This window comes from Virgibacillus profundi (assembly GCF_002287375.1).
GTDB lineage: Bacteria > Bacillota > Bacilli > Bacillales > Amphibacillaceae > Virgibacillus_K > Virgibacillus_K profundi.
Window position 1 is genome coordinate 457,427 of sequence record NZ_NPOA01000001.1, and the last position, 26,647, is coordinate 484,073.

Consider the following 26,647-nt stretch of genomic DNA (forward strand, 5'->3'; position numbering starts at 1 on the left):
GGACTCTTTTTAAAAAGTATAAAAAATACAAAAAGCAGACAATCAGCAATTGATTGTCTGCTTTTCTATATTTTAAAAAAAGGGGGGGTAATTAGTTATACGATTCATCTGAATTTTTGTTTCGTTATTTCTGTTATTTTTTTCGTAATTAATGAAGTATCTTTTGGAATTTCCTGATCAACCTTTTCATATTCCGATTCCTTTTCGACAAAGTTCGGATTATAGCCCAGTTGCTCTGCCATTAACCTCATAAATTGATAATAACTTTTACTTTCAGATTGGCCGGTATTATAAACACCTGTCACATCATTTTGAACCAATTCAGTAATAACACTCGCCAGATCCTCTACATGGACAAAGGTTCGAATTAGATCATCCCGAAAGGCAATCGATTTATCTGATCGTAAATGATAGGATAATTTATCTGTTCGATCATCCAATTTTCCAATTTGATTTTCTCCATAGATGGGGCCTGCTCTGAGAATGACGTAATTTGATAATTCGTTGTTTATCAAGTGCTCTGCTTTTATCTTTGCATTTGTATAACTGCTGAATAGATGATCATCAGGCAATGTTGACAAGGAGTCCTCCTCATCATAAGGCCCTTTACCATCACTGTATACAAAGTCTGAAGAAATATAAATGAGCTTTGTTTCCGGTGTTAGAAATGTGAGTAAGTGCATCAATCCCTGATCTGTTAACATATGTTCATTCGGACCGTCCATTACCGACCAAATGACCACATCCGGATTTTCCTGCTTGTAATAGCTCGAAAATGATTCGGGCTCATTTATATCAAGTTTGTAAAGTTCATCAAATAATGACGGTTCCCTTAAATAGGTTCCACTTACATTGATCGATGGTATTTTCCGCAAGCTTTTATATACCGAAGCCCCGACATATCCATTCGCACCAAATACACAAACCTTCATGATAACACCTTCCTTTTATTACTTTTAAAATATTAGGAGTCTGTCTGTGTTGAATTCTTGTTTGCCCTTTGTTTAACAGCATTTTTTATAATGGAATTTTTACCTTCGATCATCGGCTGCCATATTCCCAGAACTGGCTTACTAGATAAAACAAGTACGATTAATCCTGAGATTGCTGCAAGACCAATTAAATCCACTAAATTATTAACTTCAAATAATCCTGCCTGACGGAAATATTGAATGAAAAATCCATGTAAAAGATATACATACAATGTTCTAGTCCCCAGCTTGGAAACTTTCAATTGATTAGCAGGTACCCATGCCAGAATACTAGCTGTCATAACGGCTGCAGTTATATAGACTGCCAGGCGTGCAATTCCACCAAATTCCGCCATTCCTAAATCACCATAGGATTTTGAAGCCAATAGCCATCCTGAATTAAACTCAGGAGCATAATAGATTGCTGCAGCTACTAAAGCCATAACCACAAGTGATGCTGCCTTTGCAGCTCTGTGTTTCACCCACATAATCTGTTTTTCCGTAATCCAATAACCAATCAGGAAAAACGGGAAAAAGACAAATGTACGTGACAGGCTGAATGCATGACCAATTTCACCAAAATAGCCAACAATAACACCTATTAAAACTGCAATCATAACACTTAGTGCAGCTGGTATTTTTTTAAACCAAAATAAGAGTATATGCCAGCTGAATAAGCTAAACAGGAACCATAGTGACCAATGGGGATAAAACATTCCCGTCTGCCAGCCTTCTTTTCCTATAAAGAAATAATATCCTGTATAGAGTAGCTGAAAAATTAAATATGGAAACAATAACTTTTTAGCTAATTTGATAATATAATCCTTATTCCCTGATCCTTTCGCAAAAAAACCTGAAAGCAAAATAAATGCAGGCATATGAAATGTGTAAATCCACATATATAATGTATTCATCCCTTGTGATCCATCAACAAACGGCTGAATCATGTGACCAAATACTACTAAAAAAATCAATAATACTTTTGCATTATCTAAAAATGCATTCCTCTTCATTGCTTCTCATCCCTTTTGTGTTAATAACATGTGTATTATCCACTCTACCCGTTTTCAATAGAAGATACGTGTAATTTGCACCGATTTTATGGAGTTGTTATTGATTTGTAAGTGGAATGAAATAATGAAGCAACTTTGTAAAATGATTGGTGAAAATTGGATGGGCGTAAGTGATGGGGCTGGGACTTGAGAGATAACCTTGGATAGTTGAGAGATAATGCTGGAACTTGAGAGACAGCCATGGATAGTTGAGAGATAATGCTGAAACTTGAGAGACAGCCATGGATAGTTGAGAGATAATGCTGGAACTTGAGAGACAGCCATGGATAGTTGAGAGATAATGCTGGAACTTGAGAGATAAATGTAAAAACCGGTTTATCTCTCAACTTTGATGACCGGTTTCTCAACTTCATCAGGGTTTCTCTCAACTTAAGCGAATTTCTCTCAACTTTAGCGTCTTATCTCTCAAGTTCACCTCCTTACCCAGTCAACTCCGCCCCTCATCCGCTATGAAGCTGCAGAAATTAAAAATGCCTCCATTTAAGGAGACATTTTTTAGGTTGCTGCTTTTTTCTTTTTGGCAGTTGTTGTTTTTGTTTTCCGCTTTGTTGGCTGCTTTGGTTTTGGTTTTTCCTTTTTTGCCCTGTCAAGTGACGCCTGCAGCGCATCCATTAAATTGGTTGCAGCGTCAGGTGTCGGTTTATCTTTTGCTGTAGTCGTTTGATCTTTGTTTTTCTTTTCTTCGATTAGATCTAATAGTGCTGAACGATATTCATCTTTATATTTTTCGGGGTCAAACTCTGTAGTCAATTGGTCAATGAGCATTTTCGCTGTATCTAATTCTTTTTTTGCTGTGTCTACTTCCTCTGGGACATTCGGGACATCCTGAACACCACGGACTTCATCCGGATAGTGAATCGTTTCCGCTACTAAGGTGTTTTCGTAAACACGGATCACCGCCAACTGTTCCTTTGACCGGATGATCATTTTCGCAACACCAATTTTTCCGGTATCTTTTAGTGCATTGCGTAATAATCCATATGCTTTACCTCCACCTTCATTGGGAGATAAATAATAGCTCTTCTCAAAATATATTGGATCAATCTCGTCCAGTTTTACAAAGTCAACAATTTCTACTGCCTTGTCTGCCTGTTCTTTCTTCAATGCTTCTAATTCTTCTTCATCTAATACAACAAATTTGTTTTTTGCATATTCATAAGCTTTTACAATTTCCTCATTTTTAATTTCCCGATCACAAACGGGACAGACCTTTTCATATTTAACAGGTGACTGACATTCTTTATGCAGTTGCCGTAGTTTAACATCTTTATTTTCTGTTGCGGCATGCATTTTTACAGGGATATTAACCAGGCCAAAACTAATTGTTCCTTTCCACATTGTATGCATGAAAAAACCTCCTTTTTACCGGCTCTGGCTCTTAAAAATTTCCGTTATAAGAAATTGACTCTACAGACGCCAGGCTTATCCATTCACTTTTGACCAGTTACCTTTGCTTTTCTACTTTTAGTTTGTCAGTAATGTTTATTTTTATCCTGACAGTAGTTTATTTTTATCATTATGAGCCATTTTAAAGTAGAAGGGAGTGTGTTTGAAAATGGATATTATGAAACCAAAAGCAAGTTCAGAAATTCCTGCTGGTGATATGTGGTTATATGAAGTGAAATATGATGGTTTTCGATGTGTTTTGGAATGGGAAAAAGATGTCATTCGTCTGAAAAGCAGAAATGATAAGGATTTAACGGATAACTTTCCGGAAATAGTTGATTCATGTCTGGAAAACCAATCGTTGGTTCATTCACTTCTACCAATAAAGCTTGACGGAGAACTGGTCATTCTGAATAATTCCTACCAGGCAAATTTCTCCCTGATTCAACAACGTGGCAGATTAAAGAGTAAAGATTCCATTAAAAAAGCAGCAGCATCCCGCCCTGCAAGCTTTTTAGCTTTTGACCTAATCGAGCAATCTGCAATTTCATTAAAAAATGAAGGTTTTTCCAAGCGAAAAGATTTATTGGAAAAATTGTTGAACAAGTTGAGCCAAGCCAATCGACTGCAGTTCGTTCCATCCTATAAGAACCCCAATGAGTTATGGAAAATTATCTTTGATTACAAAGCAGAAGGTATGATTGCCAAGCGAAAAAAAAGTAACTATAGTGCAGGAAAAAAGCATCATGACTGGTTTAAAATAAAAAACTGGCGAACAATTTTTGGGTTTCTAACGCATTATGATACAAAGAATGGGTACTTTATTGTACAGGTTTATGAAAATGATTCGATAAAGGAAATTGGCAAATGTAAACATGGTCTTGATGCAGAATCGGTAGAAACCTTAAAAAAATTATTTGCGGCAAAAGGGAAAAAGGAAGCGGGAGGTTACAGGCTTCCTCCAGCTATCTGTGCCGCAATTCATACACTGGATATGTACAAAAATGAGCCTCGGGAACCCGAATTCGCCTCCTTACTTCCAGATGCTTCACCCAGCGATTTTACGATTCAAAAGTTAAATCTGGATATGGCGTTGCTTCCTCCCAACGTCGAACTTACAAATACTGCTAAAGTATTTTGGCCAGATAAGCATCTAACAAAGGGTGACCTACTTTTTTACATAAGGGAGATCTCTCCATACATGCTTCCTTTTTTGAAAAAGCGTGCATTAACACTCATTCGCTGCCCTGACGGTGTAACAGAAGAGCATTTCTTTCAAAAGCATCTTCCAGATTATGCACCTGCATTCATAAACAATATTCGAACAGATGATGGAAAACTTATTATTTGTAATGATCTGGAGTCATTGGTCTGGTTTGCGAATCATGGAGCAGTTGAATTTCATATTCCTTTTCAAACAGCGGGGAGCAGTCATCCTGAAGAAATTGTATTTGATTTAGATCCCCCCGATAGGGATAGATTTAGTCTGGCAATTCAGGCAGCCCTTTTGATAAAGCCCTTGCTTGATGACCTGGGGCTTGTTTCTTTTGCAAAAACTTCCGGAAATAAAGGATTGCAAATTCATATCCCTATTCCAAAAAGCAGTATGACCTATGATGAAACAGCAACATTCACTCAAGCCATAGCATGGACGGTTGAAAATGCCTATCCGGACTTATTTACAACAGAGCGTTTGAAAAAAAATAGAAATGAACGATTATATATTGACTATGTCCAGCATGGAAAAGATAAAACATTAATAGCACCCTATTCTCCTCGAAAAACCGATGAAGGTACTGTTGCGACACCATTATTCTGGGAAGAAGTAGTAGAAGGATTGAGGCCCGAACAATTTACGATTAAAAATGTACTGGAACGTGTGCAGAAGCTCGGTTGCCCGTTCAGAGGATATTTTGATGCAGGGAAGAAACAACAGCTTGATAAGGTCTTGAAGCTTGTTAAAATGTAAGGTGCTTTTTATAAATTTTGTTGTTCTCATCTAATTTCTAACTAGTATGTCCTTGAGCAAAACGCTCACGGACATTCTTCATCTGATTTCTTGCTAGTATGTCCTTGAGAGGGACGATCACGGACATTCTTCATCTGATTTCCAGCTAGTATGTCCTTGAGAGGGACGATCACGGACATTCTTTCATGTTTTGTCCTTTAGAGGGGCTCTCATGGACAGCTATTGGACAGTTTCGTCGTAGAGAGATGTTCTATTGGAACTTTTGCTGCATCGTTCTTCCATAGCAGTACCTTACGTCGTGTTTTACGGTGGGGCGAACGAAGTGCAGTCCCAAATCTTTAGTGATGGGACGTGGCAGTCAACAGTCCTAAATCCTTTTAAAAAGCTAAATGCAAAAAAGCAAAAGTATTTGCGCAGGTCAATTGTTCAGAATTCAGTATTATTCTAAACTAAACTCCATAAAAATAGCCGCTCCCATCAAGGAACGGCTATTTGCTTCAATTATAAAGAAACATTATCTTCAATTGCGGTTTTATCATTAAATTTCTTTAGGTTTAAATTCTTCAGTACACGTGATGTTAATGTTCCTGAAAGCATCGAACCATTTACATTAAGTGCTGTACGACCCATATCAATTAATGCCTCAATGGAGATTAACAGACCTGCTAACGCTACAGGCATACCCATGGATGACAATACGATTATTGCTGCAAAGGTTGCGCCACCACCGACACCGGCTACACCAAAGGAGCTGATACCTACAATAAGTACCAATTGTATGATGAACCCTGGTGATAATGGATCGATACCCATTGTTGGAGCAATCATTACTGCTAACATTGCCGGATAAATTCCTGCACAGCCGTTTTGCCCCATTGTTGCCCCAAAGGAGGCTGACATGTTTGCAATCCCCTGATCAACACCGAGAGAATTTTTTTGTGCTTGAATATTCAACGGAATAGTTCCGGCACTTGAACGGGATGTGAAAGCAAATCCCAGTACTGGTATTACTTTTTTCAGATAGGTCAACGGACTTAATCCAAATACACCTACTAAAATTAAATGAATAATGAACATGATGAATAATGCTACATAGGAAGCAATAACAAATTTACCCAGCTCGATAATCCCTGCAAAATCTGTACCTGCTACCGTGTTTGCCATCAAGGCCAAAATACCAAATGGCGTTAAGCGCAGTACCAATGTTACGATACGCATAACGACTGCATAGAGTGAATTAATAATTTTCGTAAACATTTCAGCTTGCTCCGGATTTTTCCTTCGAACCCCAAGTACAGCGATACCAACAAAAATAGAAAATATAACAACTGCAATGACTGATGTAGATCTTTGTCCAGTCATATCCAAAAATATATTGGATGGAATGAAGTTAAGAATTTTCTGTGGTGCTGACTGATCTTCTGCCGCACGCGTTTCCAGCATTGTTCCTCGTTCTGTTTCTGCAGTACCTGCTTCAATTTGTCCTGCATCCAGGTCAAATACAACTGCTGTTCCAATACCAATCATTGCTGCGATCATGGTAGTTCCAATAAGGATTCCGATAATCCATAAAGACATTTTCCCAAGTTCTGCAGTCTTTTCCAGATTAGTAATCGATTGAATAATCGATACCATAACAATTGGCACAACGATCATCATCAGAAAACTAATATAACCCCGACCTACAATATTGTACCATTCTGTTGTTTCAGTTAAGACCTCCGAACCGGCACCGTAAACAAGTTGCAATACTGCCCCAAGCACAATACCTGCTCCAAGGCCAGTGAATACACGCTTCGTAAATGAAAAATGCTTTTTCTGCATCCAAATAAGTATACCTATGACCGCTAATAAAACGGCGATATTTAATACAACATAAAATAAATCCACTTATATTCCTCCCCTTCTTTATACGTTCCCTTATTGTTTGCAACTAATGATGAACTTATCATATGCAACCAATTATTTATCGTTCACATTATACTGTATAATTCCGATAATATTAGTATGACTTCAATAAGATACAACGATTTTGCTGAAGTGTCAAGGAAATGATTTCACAATGATTCATCTGTATTTTCGGAACTGATATGATTCCCGAATTATTGTAATGCGTATATTATATGATCCTATTTTTAAAACATTCCCTATTTAAAAAGATACCCCCTCATTTGAAGAAGTATCTTTAGCTTCAGCGCAAATCAGGCTGGAGTTCTATTTCGACATTTCCCTGAATCGCTCGTGAAATCATACAGCCTTTCTCCGCTTTTTCGACTAATTTCTTTAACAAATTATGTTCTTTTTCTATTGCATTACTTTTTAAAACAACTGAGGGTTTGTGAATAATTTCTTTATAGGTAAATATACCTTTCGTAACATCGACAATCCCCTCCGATTCAAGCGACATCTCTACAAGTGGAAGTTCGGCACGCTCAATCATCGCAGCTAGTGTTATTAAATAGCAAGTTGCTGCTGCGCCAAGTAGCATTTCATCAGGATTTGTCCCAATTCCTGGCCCGTCCATTTCAGGTGGAATTGAGATTTTTGTCTGCAGATTCCCTGCTTCAATATAGCCTTCACTATTCCTGCCACCCGGCCAGTCTGCTTTTAAATGAAAATGATGTTCCGCCATTGTATTCACCTCACAATTCATTTTATCTTTTAAACAAAGAAATAAGCAATTATTTCGCCCAGGACAACACCAATAATAACGATTAGCCATGCAGGTGTTTTCCAGAAGTGCATGAGTGCAAAGAGAATCGCAGCAAGACCGAAATGAGCACCACTTAAGATTGAACTTGTAAAAACAGGGTCGTAAAATGCTGCAAGGAGAATACCTACAACACTGGCGTTCACTCCTGTTAATATTCCTTGAAAACTGGAATGCTTGCGCAGCTCACTTAAAAATGGCAACGCCCCGACAATCAATAAAAATGAGGGCAGGAACATCGCAACCGTAGCGATTACCCCTCCAGTAATTCCACTGATCATCGTTCCTAAATAACTGGCAAAAGTAAATAATGGTCCAGGAACTGCCTGAGCCATCCCATATCCTGCCAGAAACTCTCCACTACTCAAGAGGCCATTTGGGACAACTTCCTGCTCAAGTAATGGGAGCACAACATGTCCACCACCAAAAACAATGGAACCAACCCGGAAAAATGTATCAAAAATACTTAAATAGGAATTAGAGACTGTTTGCGAAATTATTGGTAAACCTATTAATAGGACAGCTAAGATAGATAATGAAATAACCCCTTGCTTCTTCGTAATCGAAACAGAAAAAGGTTGTACTTTTGTCTCTGCTTGTTTCGAAAACATAACATAACCGACTATTGCTGCAACGACAATTATCGAAATTTGTACAATAGCCGATGGAAATAACAGCATGGTGAAAGCAGCTATCAGCGCAATAGCTATACGTGGCCTGTCAGGTGTTAGCTTTTTACCTAAACCTAAAACAGCATGTGCAACAACAGCAACTGCCACAACTTTTAGGCTGGCTATCCAAGTTGCATCACCTAATGTAAAGGATTGATAGGCAAGAGCGAATAGAATAAGGAGTGCTACAGATGGTATCGTAAAACCGAACCAGGATACGACACCGCCGAAAAATCCACCACGCAGCATCCCGATTGCAATTCCCACCTGGCTGCTCGCAGGACCAGGTAAAAATTGACAAATTGCAATAATATCTGCATATGTTTTATCGTCCAGCCATTTCCGTTTATCAATATATTCATTTTTAAAATAACCAAGATGGGCGACAGGCCCACCGAATGAAGTGAATCCCAATTTCAGTGATGTCATTAATATTTCAAGCAGGGAATGTTTTTTTGTCATAATTACCTCCGAAGCTAATTTTCCTTCTAATTTACCATACTTTATATGAGTACACTTTAAAATTTACATAAACTTAACATTTGAAACTTTTTCCCTGCACATATCGTATAAATAGTAAGTAATCCAGAGAGGAGCAATCTACATTGAACAAAGATAAAATTACGAGTTATGCTCAAATATATGAAGTGCTTAAAGACGAAATGAAATGGAAAGTCCCTGATAAAAGAATCCTGATGACGATCACATCCCTCTATGTAATGAACAATAAAAAACTAAATCCGGAACAATTACTTCAGCTTGCAGACAAAATCAAAAGCCGGGCAAGTCTATTTTCTTCGATGAGATCCTATTCCAGGTTCACGACTGCTGCAATGCTTTACGTTAATTTTGAAAACCCCCAGAAAGAAATTTCGACATTGTTCAGCTTATATGGTCAATTTAAAAAGGCAAAATTCAAGAGTGGGGTCTATACCTATATAGCAGCCTCCATCCTATTAACAAACAAGGATAAAGAATTACAGTCAGATCAGATTATAGCAAAAGCGAAGGATATTTATGAGGGGATGAAAAGTGAACATATTTTTCTAACCGGTACCAGTGATTATCCATTGGCTGCATTGCTTGCATTTGAGGAACAATCGGATATTATCCAGCATATTGAAAAATTTTATGATGAATTAGCCAAAAACGGCTTTAGAAAAGGAAATGATTTGCAATTCTTAAGTCATATTCTTTCATTAAGCAAGGAAGCAAATGTCCAGGATTTAATCAGTCGTTCCATTCGTGTTTCGGATGATTTTAAAGCATATGGTATGAAGCCAAAATCAAAATATTATCCTGTAATTGGTATGCTTGCATTACTTCCTCAGAAAGATGTTAATATGAATGAAATTTCTGCAATGTATGAACAGCTCAATGAAGAAAAACATTTCAAATGGCAAAAGGACTTGAATGTCACAATGGCTGTCAGTTTTTATGTTAATGAAAAATCGGAACATTCCGGGCTGGCTGATGCAAGTATTCGCACTACCTTAGAGATGATTCTGCAGGCACAGCAGGCTGTTATGATTTCCACTATTGCTGCAACAACTGCAGCGGCAAATTCCAACAATGGAGGAGGTAATTAAAGGAACGCAGTTTAGGGTTCCTTTAATTATTGATGATCCAGAATCTCCTTTAACACCTGTGCCTGATTGTTTTTTTCATCTTTAGCTGCATACAGCAAGGTCACATTTTTATTATGTTTTTTCGTAATATCCTTTAGTTTCTCCAGCTCTTCCTGCTGGTCTCCGCTTTCAAGCTCTTTTTTATATTTTTTCTTAAAGTCCTCATATTTGTTTGGATCATGGCCAAACCATTTCCTCAAATCATCAGACGGACCAACTTCTTTCATCCAATGATCAAGCTCAGCGTCCTCTTTCGACATTCCTCTTGGCCATATGCGGTCCACCAATACACGAACACCATCATTTTTATTCGATTCCTCGTAAGTTCTTTTAATTTGTACAGGCATTATTAAATCACTCCTTCCTTTACTCCTACCCGTTTCGACAAAAAATAAGCAACCCACTTAAGTGATGGTTGCTTATGAATTCATTATTCATTATCTTGCTTAACTTTTCTTTGGAATATTTCTTCCGGACAAAAACCATCCACCGACTGCTATTAGAACCAGCACGGACCAGAAAGTAACCTGCCAGCCAGTAGTGTGTGCAAAGTTTTCATCCAGGATACCTACATGAGCAAGTGTAATAACTGCGAGTTTCACACCGACCCATGCAACGATCATATATGCCGTTGTTTCAAGTCCAGGTCGTTCATCAAGAAGTGTAACAAACCAGTTTGCAGCATACTTAATTAAAATTAATCCTGCTATCCCTGCAATAACTACAATTATAAATTGTCCACCGTCCATACCACCGATTTGTGGTAACGTTGTTTCCGGCAGAACAATGGCAAGCGCGACAGCTGCAAGAATCGAATCAACAGCAAAAGCAAGGTCTGCTAATCCAATTTTCGCTACTGTTGGCCAGAAGCCTTTACCGGCAGCTACTTTTTCTTCCTCTTCCTCCTGTTTTTCCTTGGAATTAAAACGGGATGCGATTATATGTTTCATCCCTAAATAGATAAGGTAAGCCGCACCAATTGCTTGAACCTGCCAAACATTCGCTATAAAGGAAATAGCAAATAGGGCTGCAAATCTAAAAATAAAGGCACCTATAATACCATAGTTAATTGCTCTCTTTTTTTCATCTGGCGGTAAATGTTTTGCTATTACCGCCATAACAAGTGCGTTGTCAGCAGACAGGATACCCTCTAATCCTATCAACACCAATAATGTCCATGCATACTCCATCCAAATTGATTCCACGTACTTTTCTCCCTTCAGAAATAAAAAAATAGAGGCTTTCACCATTAATATGGTAAAGGCCCCTACCTAAACAAATGACCTTCACCAGATTGGCAAAGGTCTTGCTAACAACACCGTACGTTGCCAGTAAAACCGAGAGTGTATGATTCTACTCTGTAATGACGACTTTACTGTTAAAGCTACTCCCCTTTGAAACTCTATTTTTAATTTAACCATTATCCTTTTTATATGTCAAGACTTTATTTAATTATACGGTGTACATGCCTTAGTGTCTTTATTATTTGGTCAATACCAGGTTTTATACGTATTGTCATTAAACATGAACCCAACATAATTATTTTTAATTTAGGCTATTTTCGCATAGATTGGGACTGCGATTAGTCGCCTCACCAAAAGACTTGTTGTTATCTGCTCCGTAGTCGATATAAAGTGCGACACAGTGAAAATTCATTTGCAAACGCTGGTTGAGAGCAGGGATTCGCTACGGAAACACATTTCGCTGGTATTCCGGTTACTATCGATGAACTGAATTAATAAACAATAAACAAAACATCAAACCACCCCACCAGTTCGGGTGAGTGAAGGGCGGTGACTCCTGCGGAAATAGCATGTGTCTGAAGACCCCGCAGAGTGGTTTTCTCGAGGAGACTGAAGCCGTGCCCTAAGGATGCGCATCCGCCCGGAGCGATCCCAGACGGCAGCAATAGCACATGTTATTGGAATCAATCTCGATTTACTTCGCATTTTATAGAAACTGTGAAAGTTATAAAAGCAATAAAATATACGAAAAGAGCCTTAATTTAAAACCACGAAAAAAGGGACCCATACCTGTTCATAGGTAAAGGTCATAAATCAACGTTTATTGCCAGCTAGGCCCAGAAAAATTTCTCATTACTTTTATTTAATTAGATGAAACAATCCCCTCGATCAACTCATCCATCGTCTCTTTTAGTGCTGTTAACTTTTGCTCACTTTCCTCACTACTATCTGCACAAACCCCAAAGTAACATTTAATCTTAGGCTCTGTACCTGATGGACGCAGACATACCCAGCTATCCTGCTCCAAAATAAATTTCATCATATTTTCTTTTGGCAGCTGAATGGTTTCTTTTTCTCCCCCGGCTAAAGTTCGTTCACCTGCTTGGTAATCCTCCACTTTTTCCACTTTAAATTGTGCTATTTCTGTTAATTGATTATTTCGGATTTCTTCCATGATTTTAACTATTTGCTCAGAGCCTTCTTTTCCTTTTAATGTAAGTGAAGACATACCTTCTAAATAAAACCCGTGCTTTTCATACAAAACATCCAATGCCTCAAGCAGTGTTTTTTCTTGTTTTTTCCAAAAGTATGCCATTTCACAAGCCATCACAGCAGCCTGGACTGCATCTTTATCACGTGCAAAACTGCTGATTAAATAGCCATAGCTCTCTTCATATCCAAATATAAACGTTTCGCCTGTTGCATCAAATTGGCGGATTTTCTCACCAATATATTTAAACCCTGTTAATGTATCAATTGTTTTTATACCATAAGCATCTGCAACAGCACGTCCAAGTTCAGAAGTTACTACTGTTTTCAGCATGCGTGCACTTTTTAACATAACTGGATCACTGTGAGAAAGAATATAATCAAGTAGTAATGCGCCCAATTGGTTCCCTGTTAAAACACGATATTCACCTGTATTGTCTTTTACTGCGACCCCTAAACGGTCTGCATCCGGGTCAGTTCCAAGCAGAATATCTGCATCCGTTTGTTTTCCCTGTTTGATCGCCAAGGTGAAAGCATGATGCTCTTCCGGATTTGGTGATTCCACTGTGGAAAACTCTGGATCCGGTTTTGCTTGCTCCTCTACAACACCTACATTTGCAAAGTTTAATTGATCCAGTCCGTTTGTAACAAGATCATAGGCAGTTCCATGTAATGGTGTGAAAACAATTTGCAGATCTTTTTGTTTCTCAATCTCTGCTGGTTCCAGTCTGGAAATTTGTTTTAACTGTTCCAGGTAAGCATTATCGATTTCTTTACCTACCCAATTAATCAATTCCTGCTTTTCCAATTCTTCATTTTCCATAAATGGTACTGATAATTCGTCTTTTGTTTCTTGAATCGAAGCAATAATTTCTGTTGCTTCATCTGGTGTAATCTGTCCACCGTCTTCATTGTATACTTTAAATCCATTGTATTCCGGCGGGTTATGACTTGCTGTAATCATCACACCTGCCACCGTGCCCAAATAGCGTACAGCAAAGGAAAGTAGTGGTGTAGGGCGTAATGAATCAAATACATATGTCCTTATCCCGTATGTGCCAAGAACTTTTGCTGTTTCTACTGCAAACTCCTGCGACATATATCTTGAATCATATGCAACAACTACACCACGGTCTTTTACATTTACCGTATTAATTAGTAAATAATTCGCCAGTCCATTAACTGCCTTTCTGATTGTATATATATTCATTCGGTTGATACCAGGCCCAAGGATTCCCCGCATGCCGCCGGTACCAAAAGTTAGTTCTTTATAAAATGCATCCTCCAATGATTCCTGATTAACTTTTATATTTTCCAGGTCCGATTTTAGTGATGGATCTAAATTTTGAAAGGAACTCCATTTATGATAGACTTTTTCCCAACTGCTCATATAATATATCCCCCCACCCAAGTTCTTATTAGTTCTATAAGCTCAAATTTTAGCACACTTTTATTGAATATTCTATGACTTATTTACCAAAATAGTTTAAGTCAGTTCTTTTATGGTGAAAATATTAAAATAAATGTATCGTTTACTTCCTATTATTGTAATTTATCGTTAGAATAATAGATATAGAAAAACGAAAAGAAAGTTGTGATAGTCTTGCTCAATAAACGATGGTTTCAGTTTCTGGTATTTTTTATTTTGGTCTTTTCGCTGATCCTACTAATTTCTGCAGCAGATTTTATTTTTGTACCGGTGTTGAAATATGTGGGAGCTGTTGCCTTCCCGTTAATTGGTGCAGGTATTCTGTTTTATTTGACCAAACCAGTAATGCATTTTTTTGAAAGGTTTAAAATCCACCGCATCATATCTATTGTACTTGTATTTCTATTATTAATTTTACTTGGATTTTTATTTGTGATGTATATTTGGCCTATCGCTCAGAAGCAGTTTACAAATCTCATTGACAGCATTCCCGGTATGATTACATCAGGGGAAAATTTCATTGATTATTGGCAGGCTAATTATACAAGTATCCCTGAACAGGTGATTACTGCCATTAATGATTTTACTGCCAACATCCCATCCCATATAGAAAACATATCCAAAAACATCTTTGGATTTATAGGAGGATTTATTGGTCAGGTTATTAGTATTGTTGCAGGGATTGTGTTAATTCCTTTCTTCCTTTTCTTTATGTTAAAGGATGGAGATAAATTTTTACCTTTTGTAACTCGAATTTTTACACCTAAAAAGGCAAAAAATATTCGTTCTTTATTCAGCAAAATTGATGAAACGTTAACTGCCTTTATTCAAGGACAGCTGATTGTCAGCTTTGCTGTAGGTGTATTATTATTCATAGGCTATCTCATTATTGGCTTGGAATATTCGTTAACACTCTCCTTATTCGCAATGCTGATGAACGTTATTCCATTTGTCGGGCCATTTATTGCAGTAATTCCTGCACTGCTCGTTGGCGTGTTTCAGGATCCAATGATGGTTGTTTGGGTATCTATTGTTATGATAGCTGCACAGCAAATTGAAAGTAATTTAATTTCACCTAATGTTATGGGACGTGCACTCGATTTACACCCGTTAACCGTAATTACAGTAATCCTGGCAGCTGGAAGTATCGGAGGGTTTATGGGCATTCTGTTTGCAGTACCATTTTATTCAGTTTTAAAAACTATAATTATCCATTTTTATAAGACATATGAAGAATCAAAGAAGAAGAAAGAGGATGCGTTAATTTAAGCAATAAGCGAGCAGTCCATGATGGGGTGCTCGCTTTTCACACCTAAAGTTTATATACAATCGATGAACCTGCCTCATAATAGCCTATTTTTTTATAAATGCTATTGGATGTTGGGTTAGTACTGTCGGTATAGAGACTGCAAAATTGAAACCCTTCATCAAGTATCTTTTGACTCAGGTGCGCTACAGTACTTGTTGCATACCCTTTTTTCTTAAATTTATCCGGAGTAAATACAGCATTAATTGTTGCCCCATTTTTTGTCTTTCTTGATCTATTTGCCATGGAAACAAGCTGCCCGTCTATCTGCCACAAATAGATGCTCCGGTTATCGATAAATCTTGTTGCCATTTGTTCGGCTCGGGTTTGTGCAATCAATTCATTGGCTTCCTGCCCAAATTGATATAGCCAGTCAGCAATCAATGGGAAATGTTTTCTAGCAGCGTGGATTAATTTTCCACCATTTCGCAGTTCGGACTGCACTTCATCCAATTGGTATATTAATTGATTCATATGTATAACCGCTTTTTTATTCGTCAATTCCTGCCAAAGCTCCACAAACCTTCCTGTTTTAGCTATAGGACCCAAAACCCCCGGTACTTCCAGGTTTTTCTGGTAGATGGATTTTGCTACTGCTTCGATTGTGTCTTGATCCACATTTTCAACATCAGCTAATATCCAATTATTCGGTGGTGTTTGCATAAATGCGTAGACAATATTTCCTTCTTTTTCAACATAACCGAGGTGACATTCAGCCTTATGTGTCAATAGGCGATCCAGAAGACCAAGCATTAGATTGTTACACGCTTCTTTCTTTAAGAGCAATTCTTCTACTATATTGAGATATTCATTAACAGATGCAGCAAATGTTACTTTCATCGATAATCCCCCTTTTATTTACTTATTTTCTAAAAAGTTTGGAGCTGCGCACTGCTCACCCCATCGAAAAATTTTGTTGTTTCTGTCATAAAAGATGTAAACTGCGACGTATGCGCTTGGTTATTTTCCGCTGCGGACCGTTGCTTTCCGCGGGCACGGCTTCAGTCTCCTCGAGAAAACCAATCTGCGGGGTCTTCAGACACGTGCTTTTCCCGCAGGAGTCAACGGTCCTCCGCTCCAAACAACCGCATAAATGTGCAAGTATTTGTTTAAATTAATCAAGAAATTTTTAAAAAATTTTAAAGCACAATTCCAGCGGAGGAAACACATTGAAGACTCCTGCGGGAGGAAAGGCATAGGTGAGACCCCGGAGTGCGTAGCATGAGGAGGCTCACCAGCCGCCCGCGGAAAGCGAAATGTGTTTCCGCAGCGAATCCCTGCTCTCAACCAGCGTTTGCAAATGAATTTTCACTGTGTCGCACTTTCTATCCAATGCGAAGTCTAAAAAGCAATAAAACTTACAAAAGAAGCCTTACTAAAAAGAGCCTCTATTAAAAATAATAAAGAAATTTCTTGTTTTGTAAAGAGAAATTCAGCTACACTGGAGTATAGAGGTGATTAATTATGGAAAGAAAAGAATTGGAAGATCAGCTGATTGAATTGAAATCAGACTATGTTCGTATACAAGGTGATATGGATAAATTGGAATATGTACGTGGAAGAGTATCCTCTGCTGAGGAGCAGCTCATTCGGTTGGAAGAAGAAATTGCTGAGGTTAATCGAAAGCTGGAAGAAATACCGGAATAAAAAAACAAAGAGGCTTCCCCGTGATGAGGTAAGCCTCTTTTTGGTAAATAGGAAAGTATAAAAACTTTCCTATTTGCATAAGTGCACAAAGGAAAGCTGCGTGAGCAATGCTTCGCAGACGAAAAAGGAATTTTTCGTTGTACAAAGGCTGTCACCCAAAAGCTTGGTGACAACCAAGTTTTCTAATATTAATTCTTACTCTTATTCTTATTCCCATTCCCATTTCTCTGATTTTCCAGTCTTGCCTGGATTTTTGCTTTTTCCTTGTTCGGAGGTGTTAAACTTATAATTTTGTCACCAACTTGCGGCACTGTTTGCATTTCCTCTGAATAAAATTTAAGCTGACCAGACGGTTTAATCAAATATAGGAATACGGTCGAGTTATCTTTTTCTTCTACATACTGCTTATAATTAAATGCCTTTGTTAAATTCGTTATTCTAAACACATAGCCATTGCTTAGTTTATCATTTAAATCATCCATTGAAAATTTCTTATCAAATAGAATTCTTCCCCCAACCTTAGAGACAATCTCACTGGAATATTTATATCTCTGATGCGTATATGGACTGATTTTGAAAACATTCGTTCTTCCATATTCAGGCATAAAAGTTGTACAAACCAATGAGTTAAAGGCATGATCATCAGTTACTGCAAGTAAAAAGTCGTATGGAATCGTATCCAGGTTATATTCTGTCTGTTCAGAAAGCATATTACCATGATAGAACGGAATACCCGCTTCACGTGCTTTACGTAAATTCTGCCATGAATAATCCACAATCACAACGGGCACCTTCTCCTTGGTTAGTGATTTTGCCAGTTCGACAGTGAATGGATTACTGCCAATAATTAATGTCCCTGGTTTTCCTTCCATTGAAAGCCCGAGCTTTTTCGCCAATGGGCCGATAGTGAAACCATGTGCAACAACAGTGAAGAATACCAGTGCAAAGGTTAATGTTGTTAAAATATTTGCATCTTCATAACCGGCATCCAGCAGGATTGAGGCAAAGTAGCCCGATACAGTCAAAGCAACAATCCCTCTCGGCGCAATCCACCCTACCAAAGCTTTTTCATTGAATGTTAACGCTGTTCCCATTGTCGATATAAATATTGATAATGGACGCACAATGAACATCATTAATAGTACATACCCTAAAATATTTGGTTTGAATATATGAAGCAATGTTTCCAACTCCAGAGAAGCTGTCAGCATAATAAATATGGTTGAAATTAAAAGTATTGAAATGTTTTCCTTAAAATGACGCATATCGGAAATGGAGCTGATTCCCATATTTGCTAATGTAATACCCATGGCAGTCACAGATAAAAGTCCTGTTTCATGCATGACCAAATCTGCTCCTGTAAAACAGATAATTACCGTGACAATAACTGCGGGAGACTTGAGGAATTCCGGGATATGGCCCGTTTCAAACATCCACCCCAGCCCTCTACCAAATACCCAACCTAAGATTATCGCAAAGAAGGATGCTGCGAAAAACAGCAGTAACTTTGTTCCATCAGGATCAACAGCTGTGATATATACAATAATTTCAAAGGCAAAAACAGCAAGAAGTGCACCGATGGGATCAACGATTATACCTTCCCATTTTAAGATCCTTGCAGGCCTCGGTTTTAATTTTGATTGTCTTAGCAATGGCAAAATAACCGTGGGACCTGTAACAATGAACAAACCACCAATAACGAAAGCTACTGCCCAGGATAAACCTGCTATATAATGTGCCGTTAATGAACCAAGTATCCAAGCTATGAATGCTCCGACTGTAGAGATTCTAAAGATTGGCTTACCAATGCCACGGAGTTCTTTAAAGCTTAAATTTAAGCTTCCTTCAAAAAGAATTATTGCAACGGCTACAGATATAATTGGACTATATAAACCACCAAAGTCTTCACCGGGATTAATAATACCGAAGATTGGCCCGACGAGCAGTCCTGCAACGGACATTAATACAATGGCTGGCATTCGATAACGCCACGCTAACCATTGAGACCCAATTCCCAAAAGACCTATCAGCGTGATTTCAAACAACAAAGACGGAAACATTTCATCCCCCCACTCAAATAATTTATAAAGATATTCTATATAGGAAAGTGTAGAATGTAAACAATTGTGTTCGGGATCTTTTAAGTATATTTGACTTTCCTTAAAGTCTTAATTGCCGAAAGCCTTGATACACTGATATCTTATCTCAATTTCCCTTTTCTAACCGTGTAAAAAAGCTTAACCTATTACTTTGAATTGTCATGAAAATGTTGTAAATATTTTCAAAAGTCAATTGACAGTTAATACCCTTCTTGTTAAGATTGTCCTTGCTTTAGGATGGTTCTGAAGAAAATAACAAATTCAGTAAATAAATGTCACTATTATTATCTGATAATAGCAAAAATTATATTCTTCCTGTTTTAACCAATACTAGACATTATCCGAATGACCGTTTACATGTCTTGGTAGCCAATATAATAAAACAAACAATGTACCAGGGGGCTTACTCATCATGAATAAAGATACATTTATCATCGGATTTATGCTTTTCGCATTATTTTTCGGTGCAGGAAATTTAATTTATCCACCAACACTCGGAATTGATTCCGGAACTTCCTACTGGGCTGCAATCAGTGGGTTTGTTATAACCGGTGTTGGCTTGCCAATACTTGCTGTTACAGCTATTTCATTTGTAAAAAATGATGCAAGAGAGTTGGCAGACCGGGTTCATCCATTATTCGGACTTATTTTCACTTCAGTTGTTTATCTCGCAATCGGCCCGTTTTTCGGGATTCCCCGTGCAGCAACAGTAGGTTACGAAATGAGTATGGAACCATTTTTAGATGGAACTTCGACTATTGCTTTGTTAATCTTTACGACTGTTTTCTTCTTTTTTGTATTTATCGTCAGCTTGAATCCTTCAAAGATGGTGGATCGAATTGGACAATATCTTACACCCATTTTATTAATAGCAATCGTTGCTTTAAGTGTTGGAGGATATTTATTAATGGATAATCCTTTATCTGCACCAACAGAAAAGTATACTTCCTCTCCTTTTTTCACAGGGTTCGTCGAAGGCTACTTAACAATGGATGCAATCGCAGCATTGGCTTTTGGGATTATTGTAGTAAATGCATTTAAAGAGCGTGGTATAACAACCAAACAGGATCTTGTAAAATCAACCCTGAAAGCAGGACTCATTACCGGAATTGGTTTAATAGCTGTTTATGCATCCATTGGCTGGATCGGAGCAAAAATGGCTGCACATGGGACGTTTACAAATGGTGGAGAAATCTTATCAAATGCAGCAAACCTGATGTTTGGCAGCTTTGGAGCCTTATTACTTGGAGTAATCGTTTCATTGGCATGCTTCACAACATCCGTTGGGTTGGTAGTAGCTGCAGGGCAATTTTTTAATAAAATTACGGGAATCTCCTATAATTGGATTATTTTAATTGTAACCATTGCAAGCTATATCATTGCAAATCAAGGATTGAATACGATTATAAGTGTTTCGGTACCGGTACTTGTATTTATTTATCCAATTGCCATTGTACTTATCCTGCTTACATTCATGCATAAGCTATTTGGTGGCTCGCAAGGAGTATACCGTGGAGCAATTCTGCTTACAGCCATTGTTAGCCTGTATGATGGACTTGTTGCATTTGAAGTGGACTTATCAGCAATCACACCGTTCATGGAAAAACTTCCATTCTTCTCACTGGGATTGGGCTGGCTTGTTCCAGCTATTGTCGGCGGATTGATTGGATTGCTGATTTCCAGGAAGAGAGTAGCTTAAGACTGATATTTGTTGTTCGGTTTTTTATGGAATAAGATATCAATTTTATGACCAGGTCTCCTAAGGATCTGGTCTTTTATTTAAAAATAAAAAGGATTTTCGAACTTTATGTAGAATATCTGTATAGTATCTCAAGAAATGTTTGGAGGGCACCTGTTTTGTTATTGTACTTTTGATATATATCATCTGCCTAATAATTTTTTATAAATACAACTTAGGAGCTGATATATGATGCTATACAAAAATTCCCTTTATGGTATTACGTCTGATATGTTGGAAGGTTTTTTTGTGGATTGGCCTAATTCACCAAAACCACAAACTCATTTAAAACTGCTTAAAAACAGCAGTAAAGTTGTTATTGCGTTAGATGATAATACAAACCAGGTAGTCGGATTTATTACCGCAACTAGTGATGGTGTTCTTTCCGCCTACATTCCATTCCTTGAAGTTTTACCAGAATACAAAAAATCAGGTATAGGCAAGGAATTAGTGGATCAGATGCTAAAAGAACTTAATGACATATATATGATTGATTTATGCTGTGATGACGACTTAGTTCCTTATTATGAAAAGTTTGGAATGATAAAGACAAATGGTATGATTTTGAGGAATTATGAAATGCAATCAGGAAGTTAAGTTGAATAAATATAAGTAAAAAACGCTTGGATTTTTCCAAGCGTTTTTGTGTATTTAGATTTACTTATACACTTTTGCAAATCTTTACGGTGGGGCGAGTAATCGGAGCCCCAGAAAGAAATATGGATATACTTTACTCCCAAGGAAAGATTCTTCTAATGATCGGTAGCCATGGACACCTACCCTTTAAAACTTCTCCTGCGGCATAGAGGCCTGGAATTGCCTCCCCAGTGTCATTTAATACTTGCACATCCATGTATATAGAGAAGAGTATCAAAAATCTATTTTCTATAGTTTTACTGTGTTGATACTTGAAAATCTATCAGAAAATATTGCCTATCATTCTATTTTTAATAATTCTATCCTCCCCTCAAAAGAATATGTTAGGATTAATCTTAGAGGAGGATAACGAATGCTTGTTAAAGAAGAAAAAATCCTACAAACCTATTTTGGTTACGAATCGTTTCGTCCAGGCCAAAAAGAAACGATTGATCATATCATACAAATGAATAATACACTTGCTGTTATGCCTACAGGTGGGGGGAAATCTCTTTGTTATCAAATTCCCGGATTATCACTTGATGGAACAGCAATCATTATATCCCCATTAATTTCTCTTATGAAAGATCAGGTGGATGCACTGAATTCATTAGGCATACCTGCTACATATATTAATAGCTCACTGACCCCAGCTGAACAGCAATCCCGGCTGCGTGAAGTTGCTGCAAATCAATATAAATTTGTCTATGTTGCTCCGGAACGATTTGAATCAATGCGTTTTGTAAATGTAATTAAAAATATTTCTATTGCATTAGTAGCTTTTGATGAGGCACATTGTATTTCCCAATGGGGGCATGATTTCAGACCAAGCTATCGATCCATCGTTCCCAATCTGAAAAAATTGCCGAACATCCCGGTATACGTTGCATTGACTGCCACAGCTACAGATGAGGTTATTTCTGACATTCAGGAATTGTTGCAGATTAATCATGATCATGTCGTTAATACTGGCTTTGAGCGTGAGAATTTATCTTTTCATATTGTAAAAGGGAAGGACAAGCCCTCCTATATTCGTTCTTTTTTAGAGGAACACCAGGATGAATCAGGTATCATTTACACTGCTACCCGTAAACAGGCAGATGCCTTATACGATCAGCTTACAAAACGGGGTGTCTCCGTTTCCAAATACCATGCCGGATTATCTGAGAATGAGCGTAAAGAAGCCCAATCAGCATTTATCCATGACGAAAAATCTGTCATGATTGCAACAAATGCTTTTGGAATGGGGATCGATAAATCGAATGTGCGTTACGTGATCCATTATGCCATGCCCATGAATATTGAATCCTACTATCAGGAAGCGGGCAGAGCAGGCCGTGACGGGGAACCAAGTGATTGTATTTTATTATTTTCCCCACAGGATGTTCAATTACAAAAGTTTCTAATCGAACAATCCTTTATGGATGATCCCTCCAAGCATAATGAGTACCGAAAATTACAGGCAATGATTAATTATTGTCATACCCATGGCTGTTTGACTTCATTTGTTCTTGATTATTTTGATGATTCAACTGCAAAGGAATCCTGCGGTCGCTGCAGTAACTGTATGGAACGTCAGGAAAAAATGGATATTACCGAAGAGGCACAAATGATTCTATCCTGTGTGAAACGTATGGGAGAGCGCTTTGGTGTAGGCATGACTGCAAAGGTTTTAAAAGGTTCCAGAGATAAAAAGATTAAGGATTTTCGACTCAACAGCATTTCCACCTATGGAATACTTTCTGCATATACAGAGAAAGAATTGACCGAATGGATCCACTTTTTAATAGCTGAACAGCTATTATCAATAGAAGAAGGGAAATTCCCTACTTTACGTTTGAATCAGAATTCGGTTGATGTGTTAAAAGGCATCAGACCAGTTGAAATGTACACAGCACCAATTCCGACAAGTGATGATGCTGATTATCACGAAGGTCTGTTTCAGGCATTACGAGTAATACGGAAAGAAATCGCTGACGCAAAAAATGTTCCACCATACGTATTATTCTCGGATGCAACATTAAAAGAATTAAGCCGTTATTTCCCTTTGAACAAAGAGGATATGCTTGAAATAAAAGGTGTCGGCGAGAAAAAATATGAACAATTTGGGGAGGATTTCCTGGCTGTAATTAAGGAATGGCGTGAAGGAAATCCGGATGTGAAGAAAAAAATTCGTATTTCTGATTCACCACCCGTTTCTAAACCTAAACCTAGGAAAACGGATGATGATCGACCAAGTCATTTAATCAGTTATCAAATGTTTCAATCCGGAAAATCAATAAAGGATATTGCTGTGATTCGTGAATTTTCAAAGCAAACGATAGAAAGTCATATTTTCAAAGCATTCAATGATGGACACCCTATTGCATGGGGGATTTTCTTTGATGATGAAGAAGAGGCAGCTGTTCTTGAAGCTCGCGAGAAAATTGATGAACCACGGCTAAAACCGTTGAAGGAAGCACTGCCTGAAGGTTATGATTATACGAAGATTAAGGCTGTACTTGTGAAGAATGGGTATATGTAGGAAGCTATAGTTTTTTGGAAGATTGTATTGGAAGTTCGTTCTGATGGACAGTTTGGGCTGGTTTGTCCTTAGTGTGGCTTTGAAATAAAGTCCGATAATTAAAAAAGGTTTGATACAATTGTGCTAATAGGCTGAAAGAGATAATTCCGCAAACATGCCATTTAATCGAATAACGCTTTACTTAAAGGGAGTGAAAATGTAGTGGATGAAAATAAGAGATATAGAAGATTATATTTCACTCATTTATATTAATCGTTGCCATAGGTGCAATCATTGACTCTTTTATGAGCTGGAATGAAAAGGACAATCGAGCATTGCTGTACCTAATATTAGGGATTGTAATTACTGCCGAAAGTATATTTGGATTATATAAGAATTTCAGGAACAAATCGGCACAATAAAGTATTCAATCATCGGGCGCAATTCTAGAATAAGAATCTGCGCCTATTCAGTTATAGAGATTGGCCATTTTTTTAAAATTTAGGAGTGAAGAAATGAATAATTTTTTTACAGCATTAACTTATGTAAATAAAATGATTTATGAGCCGAATCACTTAACTGTAAGGTCAGTTCAAGAAGAGAAGCAAAATTCTAAGTATGGTGCTGGTACATTTCAATTATCTTCTAAAACAGTTCGATTCAGAGTCGCAAATATAACCCCTACCAAAGAAGGGCAGTTTGTTGCATTTTGGGAAAAAGACGAAAATAATAAAAATCAACCCTACTCATATGACGAAGCACCTGATTTATTAGTTATATCTACTTTTAAAAATGAAAATGAGTTTGGGCAATTTGTTTTCCCAAAAGAAATTCTTTTAAAACAGAACATTCTTAGGTCTACCTTAACAAAGGGGAAAATGGCAATAAGAGTTTATCCTAGCTGGGATAGTCTGAGTAATAAACAAGCGATAAAAACTCAAAAATGGCAGATTCCCTATTTTGTTGATATGTGTAATCCGAATAAATTACCCTTAGAAAAAATAATAGAACTGTATTCTCTTTAATTCTCTGCAATCGAGCGTATTACAATTTTTTTTACACTCATTATTGTTACTTAAACAAAAAACGCCATGCTCCAGGCATAGCGTTTTACATTAAACTATTTAATTACCCCTTCACATTCAAAGCCCATGTTCCATTACGGAAAACTGCTTCTGTAGTTCCATCTGCTTTTACACCATCGATATCGAGTTCCTCTGAGCCGATCATGAAATCAACATGTGTTAGGCTGTCATTCACCCCATGTTTGTCAAGCTGCGTCTCATCCATTGCCGAGCCGCCCTCCAAATTGGTAGGATATGCTTTTCCGAGTGCAATATGGCAGGATGCATTTTCATCAAATAATGTGTTATAGAAAATCAAGCCTGATTGTGATACAGGAGATTCATGCGGCACGAGTGCAACTTCACCTAAACGACGTGCACCATCATCTGTATCAAGTAAGTGTTTTAATGTATCTCCACCTTGCTCTGCTTGATAATCAACCACTTTGCCATCCTTGAAGGTTAAGCTGAAATTATCGATTAAGCTGCCACCATAATTAAGTGGTTTCGTGCTTGAAACAGTTCCATTTACGCCATATTTATGCGGCATGGAGAATACTTCTTCTGTCGGCATATTGGGATTAAACGTTACGCCACCTTCTGTTTCGGCAGATCCACCTTTCCAAATATGTCCTTCAGGAAGTTCCATTTCAAGTTCTGTTCCCGGTGCTTTGAATACCAGTTTTTGATAGTTTTTCTTATTTAATACTTCACGGGCAGTTTTTAATGTTGCATTATGTGCGTCCCAAGCAGCAACCGGATCGTCCTGATCAACACGAACAATTTTGACTATTGCTTCCCATAAACTTTCCACTGCATCTTCACGGGATTTCTCTGGGAAAATTTTCTGTGCCCAATCGCCTGTTGGGATCGAAATAATCGACCATGCAATTCGATCATTCATTGTGTACTGGCGGAAATTCTTCATTGCTTGTGCTGCAGCTTTATTTGCTTTCGCTACACGTGTTGGATCAATATCCTTTAATAAATCGGGATTTGTTGAACGAATATTTAATACTGCACCACCATCTTCCGCAAAATTATCATGCAATAATACACGCCACTCAGGGTAATTGGTGATTACTTCGTCCGGAGCATTTTCATATTTTAACAGGGTCAGTTCATCATCAACCCAATTAATATGTACATTTTTAGCACCCATTTCATAGGCTTTACGGACAACTATTTTCGTGAAATCCGCTCCTTCAATTGGTGCATTGACCATTAGTGCCTGGTTCTTTTCCAAATTAACTCCTGTACGTAGTGCTAATTCTGCATATTTTTCTTGCGTTTGTTGACTTACCATAATTTTACCTCCAAATAAAAATAATTTCGTATACCGTTATTATTTCACAAAATCAGAT

The 26,647-nt window shown here is 37.7% G+C and carries 20 protein-coding genes; 8 read left to right on the plus strand and 12 right to left on the minus strand.

Translation table 11 applies throughout. The features are described 5' to 3' along the window. Positions 1-104: 104 nt before the first annotated feature. The 3 genes from CIL05_RS01860 to ku form a co-directional block, all read right to left on the minus strand. Positions 105-932, minus strand: a complete 828-nt coding sequence (locus CIL05_RS01860; protein WP_095653794.1) for a sugar nucleotide-binding protein — start codon at positions 930-932, stop codon at positions 105-107. Positions 933-964: 32 nt separating this feature from the next. Then, positions 965-1,984, minus strand: coding sequence for an acyltransferase family protein (locus tag CIL05_RS01865; RefSeq protein WP_095653795.1), 1,020 nt, complete (start codon positions 1,982-1,984; stop codon positions 965-967). 555 nt (positions 1,985-2,539) lie between these two features. Beyond that, positions 2,540-3,391, minus strand: a complete 852-nt coding sequence (ku, locus tag CIL05_RS01870; RefSeq protein ID WP_095653796.1) for a non-homologous end joining protein Ku — start codon at positions 3,389-3,391, stop codon at positions 2,540-2,542. Positions 3,392-3,599: 208 nt separating this feature from the next. Here ku and CIL05_RS01875 point away from each other — a divergent pair, with 208 nt between their 5' ends. Next, entirely contained in the window at positions 3,600-5,399 is a 1,800-nt protein-coding gene (locus tag CIL05_RS01875) for a DNA ligase D (RefSeq protein ID WP_095653797.1), read from the plus strand. Between the two features lie 501 nt (positions 5,400-5,900). On the opposite strand, the gene CIL05_RS01880 is transcribed toward CIL05_RS01875, so the two are convergent. The 3 genes from CIL05_RS01880 to chrA form a co-directional block, all read right to left on the minus strand. Next, positions 5,901-7,289 carry an L-cystine transporter gene (locus CIL05_RS01880; RefSeq protein WP_095653798.1) on the minus strand — a complete coding sequence of 463 codons (1,389 nt, stop codon included), beginning with the start codon at positions 7,287-7,289 and terminating at the stop codon, positions 5,901-5,903. A 301-nt stretch (positions 7,290-7,590) separates the two neighbouring features. Beyond that, positions 7,591-8,031, minus strand: coding sequence for an OsmC family protein (locus CIL05_RS01885; protein WP_095653799.1), 441 nt, complete (start codon positions 8,029-8,031; stop codon positions 7,591-7,593). 29 nt (positions 8,032-8,060) lie between these two features. Beyond that, a complete protein-coding gene (chrA, locus tag CIL05_RS01890) occupies positions 8,061-9,242 on the minus strand; it encodes a chromate efflux transporter (RefSeq protein WP_095653800.1) in 1,182 nt (393 codons plus the stop codon). Between the two features lie 143 nt (positions 9,243-9,385). Here chrA and CIL05_RS01895 point away from each other — a divergent pair, with 143 nt between their 5' ends. After that, complete coding sequence (locus CIL05_RS01895; protein ID WP_095653801.1) at positions 9,386-10,369, plus strand: DUF4003 family protein; 984 nt, start codon at positions 9,386-9,388, stop codon at positions 10,367-10,369. A 26-nt stretch (positions 10,370-10,395) separates the two neighbouring features. Here the strand turns inward: CIL05_RS01895 and CIL05_RS01900 are convergent, their stop codons facing one another. The 3 genes from CIL05_RS01900 to CIL05_RS01910 form a co-directional block, all read right to left on the minus strand. Continuing rightward, positions 10,396-10,755 (minus strand): DUF488 domain-containing protein, encoded by a 360-nt coding sequence (locus CIL05_RS01900; protein ID WP_095653802.1) that lies wholly within the window; start codon positions 10,753-10,755, stop codon positions 10,396-10,398. A 99-nt stretch (positions 10,756-10,854) separates the two neighbouring features. Next, positions 10,855-11,613, minus strand: a complete 759-nt coding sequence (locus CIL05_RS01905) for a TerC family protein (protein WP_095654056.1) — start codon at positions 11,611-11,613, stop codon at positions 10,855-10,857. A gap of 901 nt (positions 11,614-12,514) precedes the next feature. Then, positions 12,515-14,251, minus strand: a complete 1,737-nt coding sequence (locus CIL05_RS01910; RefSeq protein ID WP_095653803.1) for a phospho-sugar mutase — start codon at positions 14,249-14,251, stop codon at positions 12,515-12,517. Between the two features lie 213 nt (positions 14,252-14,464). On the opposite strand from CIL05_RS01910, the gene CIL05_RS01915 reads away from it, so the two are divergent. Continuing rightward, positions 14,465-15,559 carry an AI-2E family transporter gene (locus CIL05_RS01915; protein WP_095653804.1) on the plus strand — a complete coding sequence of 365 codons (1,095 nt, stop codon included), beginning with the start codon at positions 14,465-14,467 and terminating at the stop codon, positions 15,557-15,559. Between the two features lie 43 nt (positions 15,560-15,602). On the opposite strand, the gene CIL05_RS01920 is transcribed toward CIL05_RS01915, so the two are convergent. Further along, entirely contained in the window at positions 15,603-16,436 is an 834-nt protein-coding gene (locus CIL05_RS01920) for a GNAT family N-acetyltransferase (protein ID WP_095653805.1), read from the minus strand. Between the two features lie 624 nt (positions 16,437-17,060). Here CIL05_RS01920 and CIL05_RS01925 point away from each other — a divergent pair. After that, a complete protein-coding gene (locus tag CIL05_RS01925; protein WP_095653806.1) occupies positions 17,061-17,243 on the plus strand; it encodes an SE1832 family protein in 183 nt (60 codons plus the stop codon). A 188-nt stretch (positions 17,244-17,431) separates the two neighbouring features. Here CIL05_RS01925 and CIL05_RS01930 read toward each other — a convergent pair whose 3' ends face one another. Continuing rightward, positions 17,432-19,303, minus strand: coding sequence for a cation:proton antiporter (locus CIL05_RS01930; protein WP_095653807.1), 1,872 nt, complete (start codon positions 19,301-19,303; stop codon positions 17,432-17,434). Positions 19,304-19,754: 451 nt separating this feature from the next. Between CIL05_RS01930 and brnQ the strand changes: the two genes are divergently transcribed. The 4 genes from brnQ to CIL05_RS01950 all read left to right on the plus strand — a co-directional run bounded on the left by brnQ (position 19,755) and on the right by CIL05_RS01950 (position 25,244). Next, entirely contained in the window at positions 19,755-21,041 is a 1,287-nt protein-coding gene (gene brnQ, locus CIL05_RS01935) for a branched-chain amino acid transport system II carrier protein (protein WP_095653808.1), read from the plus strand. Between the two features lie 231 nt (positions 21,042-21,272). Continuing rightward, on the plus strand, positions 21,273-21,677 hold the full coding sequence (locus tag CIL05_RS01940) for a GNAT family N-acetyltransferase (protein WP_095654057.1): 405 nt from the start codon (positions 21,273-21,275) through the stop codon (positions 21,675-21,677). A gap of 412 nt (positions 21,678-22,089) precedes the next feature. Then, entirely contained in the window at positions 22,090-24,240 is a 2,151-nt protein-coding gene (recQ, locus tag CIL05_RS01945; protein WP_095653809.1) for a DNA helicase RecQ, read from the plus strand. 494 nt (positions 24,241-24,734) lie between these two features. After that, on the plus strand, positions 24,735-25,244 hold the full coding sequence (locus CIL05_RS01950; RefSeq protein ID WP_095653810.1) for a MepB family protein: 510 nt from the start codon (positions 24,735-24,737) through the stop codon (positions 25,242-25,244). Between the two features lie 103 nt (positions 25,245-25,347). On the opposite strand, the gene CIL05_RS01955 is transcribed toward CIL05_RS01950, so the two are convergent. Further along, a complete protein-coding gene (locus tag CIL05_RS01955; protein ID WP_095653811.1) occupies positions 25,348-26,589 on the minus strand; it encodes an aminopeptidase in 1,242 nt (413 codons plus the stop codon). Between the last annotated feature and the right edge of the window lie 58 nt (positions 26,590-26,647).

Coding starts and splice junctions, on each gene's coding strand:
- CIL05_RS01860 (WP_095653794.1), bottom strand. CDS start 932: ATGAAGGTTTGTGTATTTGGTGCGAATGGATATGTCGGGGCTTCGGTA.
- brnQ (WP_095653808.1), top strand. CDS start 19,755: ATGAATAAAGATACATTTATCATCGGATTTATGCTTTTCGCATTATTT.
- CIL05_RS01940 (WP_095654057.1), top strand. CDS start 21,273: ATGCTATACAAAAATTCCCTTTATGGTATTACGTCTGATATGTTGGAA.
- CIL05_RS01930 (WP_095653807.1), bottom strand. CDS start 19,303: ATGTTTCCGTCTTTGTTGTTTGAAATCACGCTGATAGGTCTTTTGGGA.
- CIL05_RS01955 (WP_095653811.1), bottom strand. CDS start 26,589: ATGGTAAGTCAACAAACGCAAGAAAAATATGCAGAATTAGCACTACGT.
- CIL05_RS01920 (WP_095653805.1), bottom strand. CDS start 16,436: ATGAAAGTAACATTTGCTGCATCTGTTAATGAATATCTCAATATAGTA.
- CIL05_RS01910 (WP_095653803.1), bottom strand. CDS start 14,251: ATGAGCAGTTGGGAAAAAGTCTATCATAAATGGAGTTCCTTTCAAAAT.
- CIL05_RS01950 (WP_095653810.1), top strand. CDS start 24,735: ATGAATAATTTTTTTACAGCATTAACTTATGTAAATAAAATGATTTAT.
- chrA (WP_095653800.1), bottom strand. CDS start 9,242: ATGACAAAAAAACATTCCCTGCTTGAAATATTAATGACATCACTGAAA.
- CIL05_RS01885 (WP_095653799.1), bottom strand. CDS start 8,031: ATGGCGGAACATCATTTTCATTTAAAAGCAGACTGGCCGGGTGGCAGG.
- CIL05_RS01875 (WP_095653797.1), top strand. CDS start 3,600: ATGGATATTATGAAACCAAAAGCAAGTTCAGAAATTCCTGCTGGTGAT.
- CIL05_RS01865 (WP_095653795.1), bottom strand. CDS start 1,984: ATGAAGAGGAATGCATTTTTAGATAATGCAAAAGTATTATTGATTTTT.
- recQ (WP_095653809.1), top strand. CDS start 22,090: ATGCTTGTTAAAGAAGAAAAAATCCTACAAACCTATTTTGGTTACGAA.
- CIL05_RS01925 (WP_095653806.1), top strand. CDS start 17,061: ATGGAAAGAAAAGAATTGGAAGATCAGCTGATTGAATTGAAATCAGAC.
- CIL05_RS01900 (WP_095653802.1), bottom strand. CDS start 10,755: ATGCCTGTACAAATTAAAAGAACTTACGAGGAATCGAATAAAAATGAT.
- ku (WP_095653796.1), bottom strand. CDS start 3,391: ATGCATACAATGTGGAAAGGAACAATTAGTTTTGGCCTGGTTAATATC.